The organism is Herbaspirillum sp. C7C8 (genome assembly GCF_022627875.1).
Taxonomy (GTDB): domain Bacteria; phylum Pseudomonadota; class Gammaproteobacteria; order Burkholderiales; family Burkholderiaceae_D; genus Herbaspirillum.
Genome location: NZ_JABXGG010000019.1, coordinates 23945 through 41656, shown reverse-complemented (window position 1 = coordinate 41656; position 17712 = coordinate 23945). Strand labels below are relative to the sequence as shown.

Below are 17712 nucleotides of genomic sequence, written 5' to 3'. Positions count from 1 at the left end.
GGGCTTTTTTATCACCTGCTCAGACGGGAAAATCCCCGCAGGCCGCGAGAAATGGCAAGGCACATGAAAAAAGCTTCATTTCGCCCCCAAGCCGCCTAATATAGGCGCCATCGCGCAACCCCATCCGAACGCTGACTGCCGCATGCCCGCCTCCCCTGTTCCCGATCCCACCGGTCTGCCCGCCTTGCCTGCCTCGCCGCGCCAACCGGCGTGGACCATCTTCCTGGTCTTCCTGCGACTGGGACTGAGCTCCTTTGGCGGGCCGGCTGCTCATCTCGGTTATTTCCGTCACGAATTCGTGGCACGTCGGCGCTGGCTGTCCGAACAGAGCTATGCCGACCTGGTGGCGATGTGCCAGTTCCTGCCGGGCCCTTCCAGCAGTCAGGTGGGGCTGGCCATCGGCCTGCTCCGGGGCGGCTGTCGCGGTGCGCTGGCGGCCTGGCTGGGCTTTACCCTGCCCTCGGCGCTAGTGCTGATGGTGGTGGCGCTGTCGGTGCTGGAGGATGCGCACTGGCTTTCCGGAGAGGTGGTGCACGGCCTGAAGATCGTGGCCGTGGCCATCGTGGCGCAGGCGGTGTGGGGCATGGCGCAGACGCTGTGCCGTGGTCCGCTGCGCCTGCTCATCATGGCGCTGGCGGCGCTGGCGGCCTGGGCTTTGCAGGGCAGTCTGGTACAGCTGGGGGTGATCGTGGTCGCCGGCGTGGCCGGACGGCTGCTGCTGCACGGTCCCCGGATTGCACGACAGGAACAGCTGCCCGTGGTGGTCAGCCGTCGCACGGGACGCGCCTGCCTGCTGCTGTTCGTCGGTCTGCTGGCGGGTATCCCGCTGCTGGCCGCGCTTTATCCCGCCCCGTGGCTGCAGCAGATCAACATCTTCTACCGTGTCGGCTCGCTGGTCTTCGGTGGCGGTCATGTGGTGCTGCCGCTGTTGCAGGCCGAACTGGTGCCCTCGGGTTGGGTGAACAAGGACGTCTTCCTGGCCGGCTACGGGGCGGCCCAGGCGATCCCCGGCCCGCTGTTCACGCTGGCGGCCTATCTGGGCGTGGTGATGTCGGCCGGGCCCAATGGCCTGATCGGGGGCGTGCTGTGCCTGCTGGCGATCTTTGCCCCGTCTTTCCTGCTGGTGACCGGATTGCTGCCCTTCTGGGATGAGGTCCGTCGCCAGGCCGCAATGCAGGCCGTGCTGGCGGGCGTCAACGCGGCCGTGGTGGGATTGTTGCTGGCCGCGCTCTACCGGCCGGTGTGGACCAGTGCCATTTTCAGTACGCGCGACCTGCTGATCGCGCTGGTCGCATTCGTCGGCCTGGTGCGCTTGCGGATGCCGTCCTGGGCGGTCGTACTGCTGGCCGTCCTGGCGACCAGCCTGTCCGCACTGGCAGGCGCCTGATCCGGATACACCCGGCTCAATACACTACAACCACCGAACGTTCCTGCTGGTTCACCAGCAGCAGCGCCCGACCGTCCGGGCTGCCCGCAGGCACCGCGCCACAGGTATTGGAAACCGCGGCCACGCCGTTGACGACATGGACCACCACGTTGCAGCGCGTGGCCACCAGCGCCGAGATGGACAGCCTGGCCGTGGTGGCCGCGTACAGGTGCGGCCAGGCCCAACAGCCCAGCGTGAGCAGCAGCAGCGCACAGGTCCAGCGCTGAAGATCGGGGCGCGCCAGGCGGGCGCGTGCCATCGAGGGGGGATGACGCATGTTGCGGCTCCTTTCGGGTTGGGCCACTGCATTGTTTCCTTACGTAGACATCTTAAATAAATTAATCGAATAAATCAATAAAATTAATTTATATGATTAATATAATAATATTACTTATTTTGCAAACTCATCAGCATACCGTCCGGGCAGACGCGCCGTGGCAGAACCCCTAAAGTTGAATAGCAGGCAAGCACAATGATGTGCCACATTTTGACCACACTCGCCGTACAATCAGCGAACAAATAAAACAATTCCGGCGATTTATTAGTCAATTCGTTATAATTGATTCCATCTATGCCGGGAAGGGAAACATCCCCTTGTACGCCGGCACCATCGAAACGGAGTCGGGACCCATGGAGACAATCTCGTGATGCCAGTCAGCCCTCAGGGCGAGCCACAAGGCGCCCCCACCTCGCGCGACGGGCGACTGCTGCTGGGCCTGGCCGAGGCCGGTTTTGCCGTGCTGGTGGTGGCTGCACTGTGGCGGGCGGACCTGCCGGCCTGGCTGATCCTGGGTCTGCTGACCCTGTGGCTGATCCGCGCGCTGATCCTGCTGCGCCTGTTGCGCGACCACCATCGTGCCGCACGCAACCTGGTCCTGGCCAAGGAGGCGGCTGACCATGCCATGCTCACGCGCGGCGCCTTCCTCTCCACCATGAGCCATGAAATCCGCACGCCCATGAATGCCGTGCTGGGCATGGCCGGACTGCTGCGCACCACGCGTCTGGATACCCAGCAGGCGGAATTTGCCAAGGCCATCGAGGATTCCTCGCTGGCCCTGCTGGGCATCGTCAACGACGTGCTTGATTTCTCCAAGATCGATGTCGGCAAGATGGATATCGCAGTGGTCGAATTCGATCTGCTGGAAGTGGTGGAAGCCAGTGCCGAGGCCTTGTCCTTCAAGGCCCGCGAAAAGCGCGTGCGGCTGCTGGCCCACGTCGATCCGCGCCTGCCGGTGCGGCTGCTGGGCGACCCCGGGCGCATCCGCCAGATTCTGCTGAACCTGCTGGGCAATGCGCTCAAGTTCACGCATGTGGGGGAAGTGCTGCTGCGGGTCCAGGCGCTGCATGTGTCGGGGGACCACTGCCGGGTGCGTTTCGAGGTGCGCGATAGCGGCATCGGTATGGATGAGGAAACCCTGCGTCGGCTCTTCTCGCCCTTCTCCCAGGCCGACAGCTCGGTCACGCGCCAATACGGCGGCACCGGACTGGGCCTGTCGATCTGCAAACGCCTGGTGGAACTGATGGGCGGCAGGATAGGCGTGGAGAGCACGCCCGGAAGCGGCTCCTGCTTCTGGTTCGAACTGGGCATTCCCGTGGCGCAAGCGCCCGGCTTCGCCAGCAGCCCGCATGCAGCCAAAAAGCGACAGGTGGCCCTGCTGGAAACACATGACGCCAGCGCCGCCATGCTGCACGAATATCTGCGTGGCGCCGGACTGGAAACGGTGCGCTACAGCAGCGCCAGCGACGCCCTGGCGGCCTTGACCGGCCCGGCGGCCACGGCCAGCGGTATCGACACCCTCATCGTCAGCAGCGAGATCCAGGACATCCCGCCGGCTGCGGTGCTGGCGCGCCTGCATGCCGAACGCCCCGCAGTGACATGCGTACTGCTTGACCACGGCGTACACGGCCTTAATATAGACGGAAAATCAACAGCGGCAGCACTGCAGTTGCCGTTGCGCAAGCAACAGCTGTTGCGCGCAGTGGCACTGCTGCCGGAGGACAAGGCACCGGGCCCGATGCAGACGCCGGCAGTTCGTCCGGGCAGGACACTGCCCCGGGCGGGGCAGCAGGAACAGCACGAACAGCACGAACTCCTGCTGGTAGAAGACAACGTGATGAACCAGAAGGTGGCGGTGTACCAGCTCAATGCCATGGGCTACGCGGTCGATATCGCCTCCAATGGTGCGGAGGCGCTGGAGAAACTGGCACGGCGCAAGTACGCGCTGATCCTGATGGATTGCCAGATGCCGGTGCTCGATGGCTACGAAACCACGCGCCGCATCCGGCGCCTGCAGGGTGAGCTGGCCCATACCCCCATCGTCGCGATGACCGCCAATGCCATGGCGGGGGACCGCGAACAATGCCTGGAGGCGGGTATGGACGATTATCTGACCAAGCCCTTGCTGCGCTCGCAACTGGCGACGATGCTGGAGCATTACCTGCCGCCGGCGCACGCGTCGGCAGACGGCTCCGGCGCCGCAGCAGTGGTGGTGGACGAAGCCCGCCTGCAGGAACTCTTCGGTGACGACACCGCACTGGCCGGCCAGATGCTGGAGATGTTCATTGAACACACCACACCGGTCATGGACGATCTGGCACGGCATTGCCAGGCCGCCGATCCGCTCCTGGGCGAGATCCAGGCACTGGGCCACCGGCTGGCCGGTAGCTGCCTGAATCTGGGTATCCAGGCACTGGGACAATGTGGAAGACAGATGGAAACGGCGGCACGCCAGGGCGACCTGGCGCAGGTCCGCACGCTGGCCGAGGAGTGCGCAAGCGCCTTCGCAGCCTTGCGCGAACACCTTCAAGACAGGGGCCGGGGGAACATATGAAGATTCTGATCGTCGACGACGACAAGACCAATCTGTCGCTATTCACGCACATGCTGGCGCAATTGCCCGATACCAGCATCAGTACCTGTCCCGATGCGTATGAAGCGCTGGACTGGTGCGGCAGCCACGATCCCGATCTGATCCTGCTGGACTACATGATGCCGGGCATGGACGGGCTGGATTTCCTTTCGCGTTTTCGCGCCATGCCGGGGCAGGAGATGACGCCGGTCATCATGATCACCGCCGACATGGGCCTGCAGGTGCGCCACAAGGCGCTGCAGATGACGGCCAATGATTTTCTCTCCAAGCCGGTGAACCGCGTGGAGCTGCTGGCGCGCGTGAAGAACATGCTGGCCATGCGCAAGTCGCAACTGGCCATGAGCCAGCAAATCGAGCATCTGGCCGAGGAGGTGCAACATAAGACGCAACAGAGCTCGACTATGGCCCTGAATTCCATGGATCTGCTGGCGCGCGCGGCCGGCTATCGCGATCCGGAAACAGGCGAACACCTGGTGCGCATGTCCAACTACACCCGCGTCATTGCCGCCCACCTGGGCTTGCCCAAGGAAGAACAGGACCTGCTGCTGGCGGCCTCGCCCATGCACGACATCGGCAAGATGGGGATCCCCGACCACATCCTGCTCAAACCCGGACGGCTGGACGAGGAAGAACTGAAGGTCATGCGCCTGCACGCCCAGATCGGCGCCGACATCCTGCGCGGCAGTCCGTCGGCACTGCTGCAGACGGCCTCGCAGATCGCCCAGACGCATCATGAGAAATGGGACGGCAGCGGCTATCCCAATGCACTCAAGGCTGACCAGATCCCGCTGTATGGCCGTATCGTGGCGGTGGCCGACGTATTCGACGCACTGACCTCGTCGCGCCCCTACAAAAAAGGCTGGAGCCTGGAAGACGCCGCGCGTTATCTGCGCGACAATGCCGGCAGCCATTTCGATCCGCGCTGCGTGGAAGCCTTCTTTGCCGGCTGGGAGGAAGTGGTCGATATCTACAACCGCAACCAGGACGGCAAATGATGCTCACCTTCATTGAACCCACCCTGTTCGAGAAGCTCCGCAGTGCACAAGCCCTGCCCTCGCCCGGTGGGGTGCGCCTGACCATCATGCGCCTGTGCGCGCAGGATGATCCCGACATGCACGAACTGATCCATCTGGTGCAGGCCGATCCGGCCCTGTCCGGACGCATCATCCGCATCGTCAACGTACTCAATGCCGAGCGCGTGCGCCCGATCGCCTCGGTCAGCATGGACAGCCTGCTGCTGGTCGGTCTGCAAGCGGTACGCCAGCTGGCCCTGGCGCTGTCGCTGGCAGAGACCACGGCACCGGCCTCGTGTGTGAACTTCAAGTTGCCGGCCTTCTGGGCGCACAGCTTCGCCATGGCCTGCAGCGCCCAGGCCATCAGCAGTCATACGCGCGTGGCGCCACTGGGCGAAATGTTCACCACGGGTCTGTTGGCCAACATCGGCAGGCTGACGCTGGCTTCGGCCCACCCCGGGGGCTACTCCTCGTTGCTGACGCGCCCGCTGGAGCCCTCGGCGCAACTGGCGATGGAGCAGTCGCTGTTCGGCTTCAACCACCTCAATATCGCGGCGGCGCTGATGCAGGACTGGAAGATTCCGGATCTGTTCTGTGATGCCGTACTGCACTACGAAGCACCGGCGCTGCCGGACGACTGGCCGGTGCCGCGCCCGCAGGAAATCATCTGGACCCTGTATCTCTCGGCGGCCATGGCCGAACTGGGTTGCGGCACGCCGCAGGTGGCCGAGGCGGCCCTGCCCAAGATCGCGCGGGCGCTGCCGCAACTGCAACTGGCACCACACGATTTCCCGGCCCTGTATCAGGCCACGGGGGAAGACTGGCAGGACTGGACCCAGACCATGCACCTGAGCGCCAAGACCCTGTGGCAGGGTCTGCCCGGCCAGGTCCACGACAAACTGCTGCGTCTGCAGGAATCCGTCGGCGGCGACGATGCAGCAACTTGAACAACTGCTGCTCAGTGAAGCGCCGGACGCCTATGTGCTGATGGATATGCAGGGCGGCGTAGTCTACTGGAACCGCTGCGCCGAGCAGATCTTCGGCTATGCCGCCCAGGAAGTGCTGGGCCAGCATCTGTCGGACTTCATCGTGCCGCCCGAGCGACGCGCCGAGGAAGAGCGGGTGTTTGCCGATACGGTGGCGCTGGGGCGGGCCGAATGCCAGTCCATCCGCCGGCGCAAGGATGGTTCGCTGCTGCACCTGTCGGTTTCCAACAAGCTGTTGCGCGATGAACGCGGGGCACCGCAGTTCGTCCTGTCCTGCAAGCGCGACATCAGCGAGGCCACCGTCCTGCGCGACATCAGCCTGATTGCGGCCAGCGTCCACGGGCTCTATGACTGGCTGCCCGACGGTATCGTGGTCGTCAACGCGCTGGACCGCGTGGTGCTGGCCAATCGTCGCGCCGGCGAGCTGTTCGGCTGGGAGGTAGCCGAGCTGACCGGGCGGGCCATCGATGTCCTGATCCCCCAGCGCTTCTTGGCCATGCACGCGCAGAACCTGGCCGACTATCTCAGCGGCCAGGCCGGACCGGCCAGCAATCCCACGCCCGATCTGTGCGGCCTGAAGCGCAATGGCAGCGAATTTCCGGTCGACGTGAGCCTGAGCCCGCTGGTCATCGAGGGCGAGACCTTCCTCATGATCGCCGTGCGCGACATCAGCGACCGCAAACGCATCGAACGGGACCTGGCCGAGAAGAACCGCGCCCTGCAAGAGGCCGCGCAGTCACGCGACCGCTTCCTGGCCAACACTTCGCACGAACTGCGCACCCCCTTGAATGCCATCCTGGGTTTCACCGAAATCCTGCTCGCGCGCATGGGCGGGCCGCTCACCCCCGAGCAGGAGCAACAGTTGCAGACCGTGCACGACAGTGCCCAGCACCTGCTCACGTTGATCACCGGCCTGCTGGATGTCTCGCGCCTGGAAACCGAGGACGCCGATCTGATTCCCGAGGACCTGCTGTGTTCGGAACTGATCGAGCACGCCGTGGCGACACTGCGTCCGGCAGCGATCAAAAAAGGCTTGCAGCTGGACCTGGCGCCCTATGCGGGTGAAGTCCGGATCCACACCAACCGGCGTGCACTGGCGCAGATCCTGCTGAACCTGATCGGCAACGCCATCAAGTTCACCGAACGCGGCCAGGTGCAGGTGCAGTTGCGCCAGCAGCACCACGCGGCCGGTCTGACCAGCTGGATCGAAGTCAGTGATACCGGCTGCGGGATCAGCGAAGATGACCAGCAAAGACTCTTTCGCGCCTTCACCCAGCTCGATGCCACGGCCTCGCGCAGGCATGAGGGCATGGGCCACGGTCTGTACCTGAGCCAGAAGCTGGCCAACCTGATGGGCGGCGCGATCACCGTGCAAAGCCAGGTCGGTACCGGCAGTCGCTTCACGCTCTGTCTGGAGGAGGCCGCCTGATGCGCCGGATGCGCCCGAGCGCGGATGTGCCCGTCAGTCGACGCCGCGCGCCCGATCTTCCTTGAACTTGCTGACGAATTCCTGGAAGGTGCCGGCGTCGATGGCGTCGCGCATTTCCTGCATCAGTTGCAGGTAGTAGTGCAGGTTGTGGACCGTATTCATGCGCGCACCGAGGATTTCACCGGCGCGATGCAGGTGGTGCAGGTAGGCGCGCGAGAAGTTCTTGCAGGCGTAGCAGTCACAGCTCTCGTCGAAGGGACGGTCGTCGTTCTTGTACTTGGCGTTCTTGATCTTGACGTCGCCGTAGCGCGTGAAGATCCAGCCATTGCGGGCATTGCGGGTCGGCATGACGCAATCGAACATGTCCACGCCGTTGGAGACGCCTTCCACCAGGTCTTCCGGCGTGCCCACGCCCATCAGGTAATGCGGCTTGTCGACCGGCAGGCGCGGGCCGACGTGTTCCAGCACGCGCATCATGTCTTCCTTGGGCTCGCCCACCGACAGGCCACCGATGGCGAAACCGTCGAAGCCCAGTTCTTCCAGACCGGCCAGCGATTCATCGCGCAGGCCTTCGAACATGCCGCCCTGGACGATGCCGAAGAGCGCATTCGGGTTCTCGCCGCGATCGAATTCATCCTTGGAACGCTTGGCCCAGCGCAGCGACATGCGCATGGACTTGCCGGCCTCTTCACGGGTGGCGGGACGGCCATCGATCTCGTAGGGCGTGCATTCGTCGAACTGCATGACGATGTCGGAATTGAGCACACGCTGGATCTGCATGGAGATTTCCGGCGAGAGGAACAGGCGGTCACCATTGATGGGTGAAGCAAAATGCACACCCTCTTCCGTGATCTTGCGCATCTCGCCCAAGGAAAACACCTGGAAGCCGCCGGAGTCGGTCAGGATGGGCTTGTCCCAGCCGATGAACTTGTGCAGGCCGCCGAACTTGCTGACCACTTCCAGCCCCGGGCGCAGCCACAGGTGAAAGGTATTGCCGAGGATGATCTGGGCGTTGATTTCCTTCAGTTCCAGGGGCGACATGGCCTTGACCGAACCATAGGTGCCCACCGGCATGAAGATGGGCGTCTCGACGGTGCCGTGGTTCAGTTTGACGCGGCCGCGACGGGCCTTTCCGTCGGTTTTCAGCAGGGTGAATTCCAGCATGGTGCTCTCTGTTTTCTTTCCGGGTTTCTCAGGTACGGGTCAGCAGCATGGCATCGCCATAGCTGAAGAAACGGTATTTCTGTGCAATGGCGTGCGCATAGGCCGCGCGGATGTGTTCATAGCCGGCGAAGGCTGACACCAGCATCAGCAGGGTCGACTTGGGCAGGTGGAAGTTGGTCACCAGCTGGTCGACGGTCTTGAAGGTGTAGCCGGGCGTGATGAAGAGCTGGGTGTCATCGCTGCCGGCCTTGAGCTCACCGCTCTGCGAACCGGATTCCAGGGCGCGCATGCTGGTGGTGCCGACTGCAATGACGCGGCGCCCTGCCGCCTTGGTGGCACGCACGGCCTCCACTGTCTCGGGCGAGATGGTGTACCACTCGCTGTGCATCTTGTGCTGCGACAGGTCTTCCACCCGCACCGGCTGGAAGGTGCCGGCACCCACGTGCAGGGTCACGAAGGACTGCTTGACGCCGCGTGCGGTCAATTGCTGCAGCAGGGCTTCATCGAAGTGCAGGCCGGCAGTCGGTGCGGCCACGGCGCCGGGTTGCTTGGCGTAGACGGTCTGGTAGCGCGTCTCGTCATAGGCATCGGCCTCGTGGTCGATGTAGGGCGGCAGCGGCAGGCTGCCGTACTGTTCCAGCAGCTCGAAGGCATCCGCGGGGAAATGCAGGGTATAGAATTCGCCGAAACGTTCACCTACGGTCACATCGAAGGCATCGGCCAGGCGGATGCGGGTACCCGGTGGCGGCGACTTGGAGGCGCGTACCTGGGCGTGGACGGTGCGCGCATCGAGGATGCGCTCGACCAGCGCCTCGATCTTGCCGCCGGTTTCCTTCACCCCAAACAGGCGCGCCTTGATCACGCGGGTATCGTTGAAGACCAGCAGGTCGCCGGCTTGCAGCAGGTCGACAATGTCGGAGAAGCGTCGGTCGGTCAGTTGCGCCCCCTGCACCTGCAGCAGGCGCGAAGCGCTGCGCTCGGCCAGCGGGGTCTGGGCGATGAGCTCGGGGGGGAGCTCGAAATCGAAGTCGGATAATGAGTACATGCGCGAGTACAAGCTTGCAAAATAATGATGGAGGCGATGCGCGCGGCGGCGGCAGAGGGGCTGGCGCCGGGCGTTCCCGGGCAAGAACTGTTGCCGGCGGGATTGATACTGTAAATATTCACAGTAAAATAGCGTAACCCGCTATTTTACGCTGTCTGCGCGTTTTTCCCATATGCGCGTGCGGCTAACCATTATGGCCCTCCGTCCAACCAACGCCGACCGCATGCCCGCTACCGCGAAGAAAAACAGCCCGCCGGCCTCGAAGAAAAAAGCCGCTCCCGCTTCCAAGGCCGCCGCCAAGCCTGAAAACAAGCTGGCCAAGCTGGGCCTGCACAACGACATGGACCTGGTGCTGCACCTGCCGCTGCGCTATGAGGATGAAACCACTCTCATGAGCATCGCCGAGGCCTCCCTGCGCGGCCTGCAGACGGTGCAGGTGGAGGGCGTCGTGACAGCCTGCGAGGTGCAGTTCCGCCCGCGTCGGCAGTTGATCGTGACAGTCGGCGACGACAGCGGGCAATTGACCCTGCGCTTCATCAACTTCTACGGCAGCCAGACCAAGCAGCTGGCCGAGGGCACCCGGGTACGGGTGCGCGGGGAATTGCGGCATGGCTTTTTCGGTGCCGAGATGGTCCATCCTTCTTACAAGGTGGTCAATGAAGGCGCTCCGCTGCCGGACGTGCTCACGCCGGTTTACCCGGCTGGCGAAGGGCTCTCGCAAGCCTACCTGCGCAAGGCCATCGCCAATGCCATGAGCCGCCTGGACTGGAGCGATACGCTGCCCCCGTCGATGCTGGAGACTCTGAACCTGGCCGGTTTCGAACCGTCCGTGCGGCTGCTGCACAACCCGCCACCGGACGTGGACGAGCACGCCTTGATCGAACGATCCCATCCCGCCTGGATCCGCATGAAGTTCGACGAACTGCTGGCCCAGCAGCTCTCGCTCAAACGCGCCCAGGCCGCGCGCCGGGCCAAGACCTCGCGCGCGCTGCCGGTGACCGGCCGCATCACCGAGGAACTGACCAAGGTCTTGCCCTTCCAGCTGACCGGCGCGCAACAGCGCGTGCTGGACGAAATCCGCGCCGACCTGCGCCAGTCCTTCCCCATGCAGCGCCTGCTGCAGGGCGATGTCGGCAGCGGCAAGACGGTGGTGGCCGCGCTGGCCGCCGCGCAGGCCATCGACAGCGGCTGCCAGGCGGTGCTGATGGCACCGACCGAAATCCTGGCCGAACAGCACTTCCGCAAGATCGCCGCCTGGATGGAGCCGCTCAATGTCGGTGTGGCCTGGCTTTCCGGCAGCCAGAAGAAAAAGGAAAAGACCGAGGCCCTGGCCCACATCGAATCCGGTGCCGCGCGCCTGGTCATCGGCACCCATGCACTGATCCAGGACACGGTGCAGTTCGAGAACCTCGGGCTGGTGATCGTGGACGAGCAACACCGCTTCGGCGTGGGTCAGCGTCTGGCCCTGCGCAACAAGAGCTTCAACCCGACCGACCGCGAGGTGGCCGCCGTGCCGCACCAGTTGATGATGTCGGCCACGCCCATTCCGCGCACCCTGGCGATGACCTATTACGCCGACCTGGAAGTGTCGGTGATCGATGAACTGCCGCCAGGGCGCTCGCCCATCGTCACCCGCGTGATCGACCAGAACCGCCGCGATGAAGTCATCGAACGGGTGCATGCGGCGGCGCTGGAAGGCAAGCAGATCTACTGGGTCTGCCCGCTCATCGAGGAATCCGAGGCTTTGCAATTGCAGACCGCGACCGATACCCATGCCGCCCTCTCGGCCGCCCTGCCGGACCTGCAGATCGGGCTGGTGCACGGGCGCATGAAACCGGTGGAAAAACAGATCGTGATGGAAGGCTTCAGCCGTGGCGCCATTCACCTGCTGGTGGCCACCACCGTCATCGAAGTGGGGGTGGATGTCCCCAACGCCTCGCTGATGGTGATCGAGCATGCCGAGCGCTTCGGCCTGTCGCAACTGCACCAGTTGCGCGGACGGGTGGGACGGGGGTCGGCGGCCAGCGTCTGCCTGCTGCTCTATCAGGGCCCGCTGGGTGGTACCGCCAAGCAGCGCCTGGCCACCATGCGCGAAACCACCGACGGTTTCGAGATCGCCCGGCGCGATCTGGATATTCGCGGCCCGGGAGAATTCCTCGGGGCAAGGCAGTCGGGTGAGGCCATGTTGCGTTTTGCCGATCTGGCAACCGATCAATGGCTGGTCGAAAAAGCCCGCGATACCGCCCAGGCCCTGTTGCAGCACGCACCAGACATCGTCGACCGCCATCTGGCCCGCTGGCTCGGCGGACGTGAAGATTTCCTGAAGGTGTGACACCCGCGGGGCAGCCTCCACGGCTTGCCGGCCCATGCTGGTAGCGGCGAGCAGCAAAGCTTTCCAGAATCTCCCACGCGACGGGTGAGCGCAAGGGCTGCAAACCGAAATCAGCAAAATGCCAACCACTTTTCCCCAAAAATCGAGAATTTCTTCGCTTTATGTCGATTGACGTATGGCAGTACAAAGTCCAATCTACGGCCCACGATGAACGGGTTCATCAAACGGCAGCGGACTGCGCAGAAAGCTACGCGCACCCCTGCCGCCCTGCACGGTGACCATCGCTAAACTACAGAAGGCTGAACATTTTGGTTTCCAACCACGATCAACAATTGGCCCGCAGACTGCTCTGCCCCATCTGCCAACGCGCGCTGACGGCATGTATCTGCCACTGGACCTCCCCCATTGATCACGCCGTCGATGTGCTGATCCTGCAGCACCCGCTTGAAGTGAGCAACGCCAAGAACAGCGTCAGGCTGCTGCACCTGAGCCTGCCCTACAGCAAGCTGGTGGTCGGCTCGGTGTTCGATCCGGAGGAACTGGAAGCGATGCTGCATGCGCCGTCCCGCCTGCGCAATGTCCCGGCCGGCGAGACCGTGCATCCGGTGCTGCTCTACACGGACGACGTCTGCACGCCCGAGACCCGCTATTTCGATGCGCGCACCATGATGGTGGACAAGAAGCAGACGCTCAAGCGCATCCGCCTGGTGATTCTCGACGGCACCTGGCGCAAGAGCCGCAAGATGCTCTTCGAAAACCCCATGCTGCAGGCCCTGCCGCGCATGATGCTGATCGATACGCCAACCTCGCGCTACACCATCCGCAAGTCCCACAAGCCCGAGCAACTGGCCACCCTGGAAGCGACCGGCTATGCGCTGATGCAGCTGGAACGCAACAGCGAGAAATATCACCCGCTGCTGACGGCCTTCGACAACTTCGTGCTGCAGCAGGGCTACATGCGCATGCACGGCCAGGCCACGCGGCGCAAGGAATAGCGGGGCGGGGCGACGCCGGGAACCAAACCCCGCTGGCGCTGACCAACCCATCCGGCCGCCGTGTGCGGCCGTTCTTGTTCAGGTGGCGTGGCAATGCGCTTATAATTGTGCGATTGAAGCGTCGTGATCCTGAACATCTCTGACCTGCGCTGGCGGCGTCCGGCGTCATCCCATCTCTGCGAACAAATCAACACATGAGTTCCGAATTCCTGCAACTGGCTGAAAAAGTCACTCAGCTCGCCAAGCTGGCACAAGGCCTGCGCGAAGAAAATGCCGAGCTGCGCCGGAAAGTCAAACTGCTCTCCGAAGACAACACCACCCTCGCCTCGCGCGTGGACCACGCTTACGAGCGCGTGGCCGCCGTTCTGGCACAACTGCCGGTGGCCGAAGTGGAAGAAGCGGCTGCGGCCGATGAGGAGGCCGCATGAGCACCATCCAGATCAACGCCACCATCATGGGCCAGTCCTACACCCTGGCCTGCCAGGAAGGCGAACAGGCCGCGCTGCATCATGCCGTGGCCTACCTCGACCAGAGGATGCGCGCCATCCGCGACGCCGGCCGCATCAAGGGTACCGACCGCATCGCCGTGATGGCCGGGCTGGGCATCGCCGCCGAGTTGCTGAGCATGCAGCGCGCCGAAGGTCCCTTTGCCGGTCTGACCATTGCCCAGTGGCAGCAACAGATCACTGCCCTCACCGAGGTGGTGGACCAGGCGCTGGCGCCGCAGGAAAAACTGTTCTGAGCGTAACGGCGCGGTGACACCTCGCAGCGGAAATCTTTTACGTCCGCGTCAAGAAAATGGCTGCCCCGGGCAGCCATTTCGCTTTATTGCCGCCGCCGCAACACCTGCCCAAAATCCGGTTACAAAATCGTCGACTTATTTTCGACAGAGCTCTTGGAGGACGAACATGAATCGGTTAGACTTCGTACTCCTGCCGTGTTCGCGATTGCCATATATTCCTTGAACCATTTACGAGCATAGGCTGTGGGATTGTTCGATGGGCGTGAGCGTCGCTAGTCCGATGAACCCGAAATTGAACTACTGCAGCCAACTTGAACCGTCAGGTTCAGGATGCCGGCACAGCGGCACAGGCGGGACTTGATTCAAGAAAAACGGCTGCATCTGCAGCCGTTTTTTTATGCCCTTTCCGCTCGGGTCAGCTCTCGCGCTTCTTCGCGGCCTTGCGCTCCATCCCTACTTCATCGATGGCATCCTGGAATTCGGTCACGTCCTCGAAACTCTTGTAGACCGAGGCAAAGCGGATGTAGGCAATCTTGTCCAGGCGCTTCAATTCGCGCATCACCAATTCCCCCACCTGCCCCGACACCACTTCACGCTCGCCGCTTTGCAGCAGCTTGTCCTGGATGCTCTGGATGGCCATGTCGACCGCCTCGGCCGACACCGGGCGCTTGCGCAGCGCCAGCATGAGACTGCCACGCAGCTTGGCCGGATCGAATTCCGTGCGGCTGCCGTTCTTCTTGACGATCACCGGCATGGTCAGCTCGATGCGTTCATAGGTGGTGAAGCGCTTGTCGCAATTGCCGCAGCGGCGGCGGCGGCGGATCGAATGGCCGTCCTCGGACAGGCGCGTATCCAGCACCGGGGTGTCTTCGTGATTGCAAAATGGGCACTTCATGGTGGCTATGATGTGATTGAGCTGGATAAGCTGGACAATGAGGGCTACCCCTCGGGACTTCGGTGCTGCGCGGTCAGGGCGAACCCCGCAGTGTGGCATCGCCGTGCCGCCAGGACCATCGTATGGTAGTGCAGATAAGCGACGGCGCCCGCAGGAACGGGCGCCGTCAGAACCAACTTTTCAACTTTTCAGAGGTTGGCAGGAAACTTCATGCCGGCCCGCAACGGGCCGGCCCTGCCAACACCAATCAGCCGTAGACCGGGAAGGCTTCGGTCAGCTTCTTCACTTCGGCCTTGACGCGCTCAATGGTGGCGGCATCGTGCGGGTTGTCCAGCACGTCGGCGATGAGGTTGCCGACCTTTTCGGCTTCGGCTTCCTTGAAACCACGGGTGGTCATGGCCGGGCTGCCCAGGCGGATGCCGGAGGTCACGAACGGCTTTTCCGGGTCGTTGGGGATGCCGTTCTTGTTGCAGGTCATGTGGGCCGAACCCAGGATGGCTTCGGCTTCCTTGCCGGTCAGGCCCTTCGGGCGCAGGTCCACCAGCATCACGTGCGACTCGGTGCCGCCGGAGACGATGCGCAGGCCGCGCTTGATCAGGGTCTTGGCCAGCACGTCGGCGTTCTTCACCACTTGCTGCTGGTACGCCTTGAATTCGGGCGAAGCGGCTTCCTTGAAGGCCACGGCCTTGGCAGCGATGACGTGCATCAGCGGGCCGCCCTGGATACCGGGGAAGATGGCCGAGTTGATGGCCTTCTCGTGCTCGGCCTTCATCAGGATCACGCCACCGCGCGGGCCGCGCAGGGACTTGTGGGTGGTCGAGGTGACGAAGTCGGCGAAGGGCACCGGGTTCGGATACACGCCGGCTGCGATCAGGCCAGCGTAGTGGGCCATGTCGACCATGAAGTAGGCGCCGACTTCCTTGGCGATCCTGGCGAAGCGCTCGAAGTCGATGCGCAGCGAGTACGCCGAGGCACCAGCGATGATCAGCTTGGGCTTCTTCTCACGGGCCAGGCGTTCCATGGCGTCGTAGTCGATTTCTTCCTTTTCGTTCAGGCCGTAGGAAACCACGTTGAACCACTTGCCCGACATGTTCAGTGCCATGCCGTGGGTCAGGTGGCCGCCTTCTGCCAGCGACATGCCCATGATGGTGTCGCCCGGCTTCAACATGGCGAAGAACACGCCCTGGTTGGCTTGGGAACCGGAGTTCGGTTGCACGTTGGCGGCTTCGGCGCCGAACAGGGCCTTCAGGCGATCGATGGCCAGCTGCTCGGCCACGTCCACGAATTCACAGCCGCCGTAGTAGCGCTTGCCCGGATAACCTTCGGCGTACTTGTTGGTCAGCTGCGAACCTTGCGCTTCCATCACGGCCGGCGAGGTGTAATTTTCCGAGGCGATCAGCTCGATGTGATCCTGCTGACGGGTGTTTTCCTTCTGGATGGCAGACCACAGGTCGGGATCGACTTTCGCGAGAGTCTGGTTCTTGTCAAACATGGTGTTTCTCCAAATTGATGAGCTGCGGCCGAAGATCGCGTCACCGGCAGCATGCGGACATGCCGGGTGCTCGACTTCCGAAATCGAATGAGGGCCTGAAAAAAAGAGTGGGATTGCGGGCAGCCTCAGTCGTACTGTCCATTCGGCTGCCCAGGCGCACGGCTGTTGAAATCTCACGCTTCCCGATGGATCCCCATCTTGGCCGCTTTTACACGGCGTTTCGCCAGTCACGTGAGACGAAATGGTGAGCGCATTGTAGTGAAACGGGGCGATTTGGGCAAGAACCATGGTGGCCGCGCAACAGCCCCCCGCTCCAAGGCCGATATGAAAGAAAAAGCGAGAGAACCATTGGAAAAAGCGAGCCCATCCTCGTAAAAAGCGGCTTTGGGCTACAATTTCGCTTCGTTCGTTTTTACCTCCGGACTGTCGGTGTGAAGCTTTATCCCGTTTCCCGACCCGGCACCGGTGCCACCGCCACACAACAGGAGAATCAAGAGATGGTCGTGTTGATTACAGGAGCAACCGCAGGCTTCGGCGCCGCCATGGCGCGCAAATTTGCCGGCAACGGCCACAAGGTGATTGCCGCCGGTCGCCGCAAGGAGCGCCTGGATGAGCTGGTCAAGGAACTGGGGGCGGACAGGGTGCTGCCGCTGGTGCTGGACGTGACCAGCAAGGACTCGATCAACGCCGGCCTGGCCAGCCTGTCGGGTGAGTGGAAGCAGGTCGACGTGCTGGTCAACAACGCCGGCCTGGCGCTGGGCCTGGGCCCGGCCCACGAAGTGGCGCTGTCGGACTGGGAAACCATGATCGACACCAACGTCAAGGGCTTGGTCACCATCACCCACGCCCTGCTGCCGGAGATGGTCAAGCGCGGCAGCGGCACCATCATCAACCTGGGCTCGGTGGCGGGGGCCTATCCGTATCCGGGCGGCAACGTCTACGGCGCCACCAAGGCCTTCGTCGACCAGTTCACCCTGAACCTGCGCGCCGACCTGGTGGGCACCGGCGTACGCGCTACCAACCTGGCCCCCGGCCTGTGCGGCGGCACCGAGTTCTCCAACGTGCGCTTCAAGGGCGATGATGGCGCGGCGGCCAAGGTCTATGAAGGAACCACCCCGCTGACGGCTGAAGATATCGCCGAAGCGGCCTTCTGGGTCGCTACCATGCCCGCCCATGTGAACATCAATTACATGGAACTGATGCCGACCTGCCAGGGCTTCAGCCCCTTCAACATCAAGCGCAAACAATAAGGGATGTGGAGTAAAATGGCGTTTTTGCCGAGGGCGCCCAGGCGCCGCAGGAACGCCATTTTCACCCGTTCCC

At 63.1% G+C, this 17712-nt stretch carries 15 protein-coding genes, 1 other RNA gene and 1 riboswitch; of the genes, 11 read left to right on the top strand and 5 right to left on the bottom strand.

Features of this window, described 5'->3' with window-relative positions; translation table 11 throughout:
* Positions 1–142 precede the first annotated feature (142 nt).
* Positions 143–1387 (top strand): chromate efflux transporter, encoded by a 1245-nt coding sequence (gene chrA / locus HWE01_RS19350; RefSeq protein WP_241822601.1) that lies wholly within the window; start codon positions 143–145, stop codon positions 1385–1387.
* A 16-nt stretch (positions 1388–1403) separates the two neighbouring features.
* Here chrA and HWE01_RS19345 read toward each other — a convergent pair whose 3' ends face one another.
* Positions 1404–1703 (bottom strand): hypothetical protein, encoded by a 300-nt coding sequence (locus HWE01_RS19345; protein WP_008326577.1) that lies wholly within the window; start codon positions 1701–1703, stop codon positions 1404–1406.
* 370 nt (positions 1704–2073) lie between these two features.
* On the opposite strand from HWE01_RS19345, the gene HWE01_RS19340 reads away from it, so the two are divergent.
* From HWE01_RS19340 to HWE01_RS19325, 4 genes are read left to right on the top strand one after another with little or no spacing between them, the layout of a single operon-like run.
* The gene (locus tag HWE01_RS19340; protein ID WP_241822600.1) at positions 2074–4257 is read left to right on the top strand and encodes an ATP-binding protein; all 2184 of its coding nucleotides are present in this window, start codon (positions 2074–2076) and stop codon (positions 4255–4257) included.
* Positions 4254–5291 (top strand): HD domain-containing phosphohydrolase, encoded by a 1038-nt coding sequence (locus HWE01_RS19335; RefSeq protein ID WP_008326569.1) that lies wholly within the window; start codon positions 4254–4256, stop codon positions 5289–5291. The genes HWE01_RS19340 and HWE01_RS19335 overlap by 4 nt, the downstream gene beginning before the upstream one ends.
* Positions 5288–6256: an HDOD domain-containing protein gene (locus HWE01_RS19330; RefSeq protein ID WP_008326568.1), complete on the top strand. Its 969-nt coding sequence runs from the start codon at positions 5288–5290 to the stop codon at positions 6254–6256. Before HWE01_RS19335 ends, HWE01_RS19330 begins: the two co-directional genes overlap by 4 nt.
* Complete coding sequence (locus tag HWE01_RS19325; protein WP_241822599.1) at positions 6243–7724, top strand: PAS domain-containing sensor histidine kinase; 1482 nt, start codon at positions 6243–6245, stop codon at positions 7722–7724. The genes HWE01_RS19330 and HWE01_RS19325 overlap by 14 nt, the downstream gene beginning before the upstream one ends.
* Positions 7725–7757: 33 nt before the next feature.
* On the opposite strand, the gene tgt is transcribed toward HWE01_RS19325, so the two are convergent.
* Positions 7758–8888, bottom strand: coding sequence for a tRNA guanosine(34) transglycosylase Tgt (tgt, locus tag HWE01_RS19320; RefSeq protein ID WP_241822598.1), 1131 nt, complete (start codon positions 8886–8888; stop codon positions 7758–7760).
* Between the two features lie 28 nt (positions 8889–8916).
* Positions 8917–9933 carry a tRNA preQ1(34) S-adenosylmethionine ribosyltransferase-isomerase QueA gene (gene queA / locus HWE01_RS19315; RefSeq protein ID WP_008326565.1) on the bottom strand — a complete coding sequence of 339 codons (1017 nt, stop codon included), beginning with the start codon at positions 9931–9933 and terminating at the stop codon, positions 8917–8919.
* 223 nt (positions 9934–10156) lie between these two features.
* On the opposite strand from queA, the gene recG reads away from it, so the two are divergent.
* From recG to ssrS, 5 genes are all read left to right on the top strand, one after another.
* Positions 10157–12265 carry an ATP-dependent DNA helicase RecG gene (gene recG, locus HWE01_RS19310; RefSeq protein WP_241822619.1) on the top strand — a complete coding sequence of 703 codons (2109 nt, stop codon included), beginning with the start codon at positions 10157–10159 and terminating at the stop codon, positions 12263–12265.
* A 308-nt stretch (positions 12266–12573) separates the two neighbouring features.
* Entirely contained in the window at positions 12574–13260 is a 687-nt protein-coding gene (locus HWE01_RS19305; protein WP_008326563.1) for a tRNA-uridine aminocarboxypropyltransferase, read from the top strand.
* Between the two features lie 194 nt (positions 13261–13454).
* On the top strand, positions 13455–13688 hold the full coding sequence (locus HWE01_RS19300; RefSeq protein ID WP_008326562.1) for a hypothetical protein: 234 nt from the start codon (positions 13455–13457) through the stop codon (positions 13686–13688).
* Entirely contained in the window at positions 13685–14002 is a 318-nt protein-coding gene (locus tag HWE01_RS19295; protein ID WP_008326561.1) for a cell division protein ZapA, read from the top strand. Before HWE01_RS19300 ends, HWE01_RS19295 begins: the two co-directional genes overlap by 4 nt.
* A gap of 184 nt (positions 14003–14186) precedes the next feature.
* Positions 14187–14363: non-coding RNA, 6S RNA (gene ssrS, locus HWE01_RS19290), on the top strand.
* A gap of 54 nt (positions 14364–14417) precedes the next feature.
* Here the strand turns inward: ssrS and nrdR are convergent.
* Both nrdR and glyA read right to left on the bottom strand, forming a co-directional pair.
* Positions 14418–14897 (bottom strand): transcriptional regulator NrdR, encoded by a 480-nt coding sequence (nrdR, locus tag HWE01_RS19285; RefSeq protein WP_008326560.1) that lies wholly within the window; start codon positions 14895–14897, stop codon positions 14418–14420.
* A gap of 247 nt (positions 14898–15144) precedes the next feature.
* Positions 15145–16389 (bottom strand): serine hydroxymethyltransferase, encoded by a 1245-nt coding sequence (glyA, locus tag HWE01_RS19280; RefSeq protein WP_204725052.1) that lies wholly within the window; start codon positions 16387–16389, stop codon positions 15145–15147.
* Between the two features lie 141 nt (positions 16390–16530).
* Positions 16531–16630: riboswitch (ZMP/ZTP riboswitch) on the bottom strand.
* 256 nt (positions 16631–16886) lie between these two features.
* On the opposite strand from glyA, the gene HWE01_RS19275 reads away from it, so the two are divergent.
* Positions 16887–17639, top strand: coding sequence for an SDR family oxidoreductase (locus tag HWE01_RS19275; protein ID WP_008326553.1), 753 nt, complete (start codon positions 16887–16889; stop codon positions 17637–17639).
* Positions 17640–17712 lie beyond the last annotated feature (73 nt).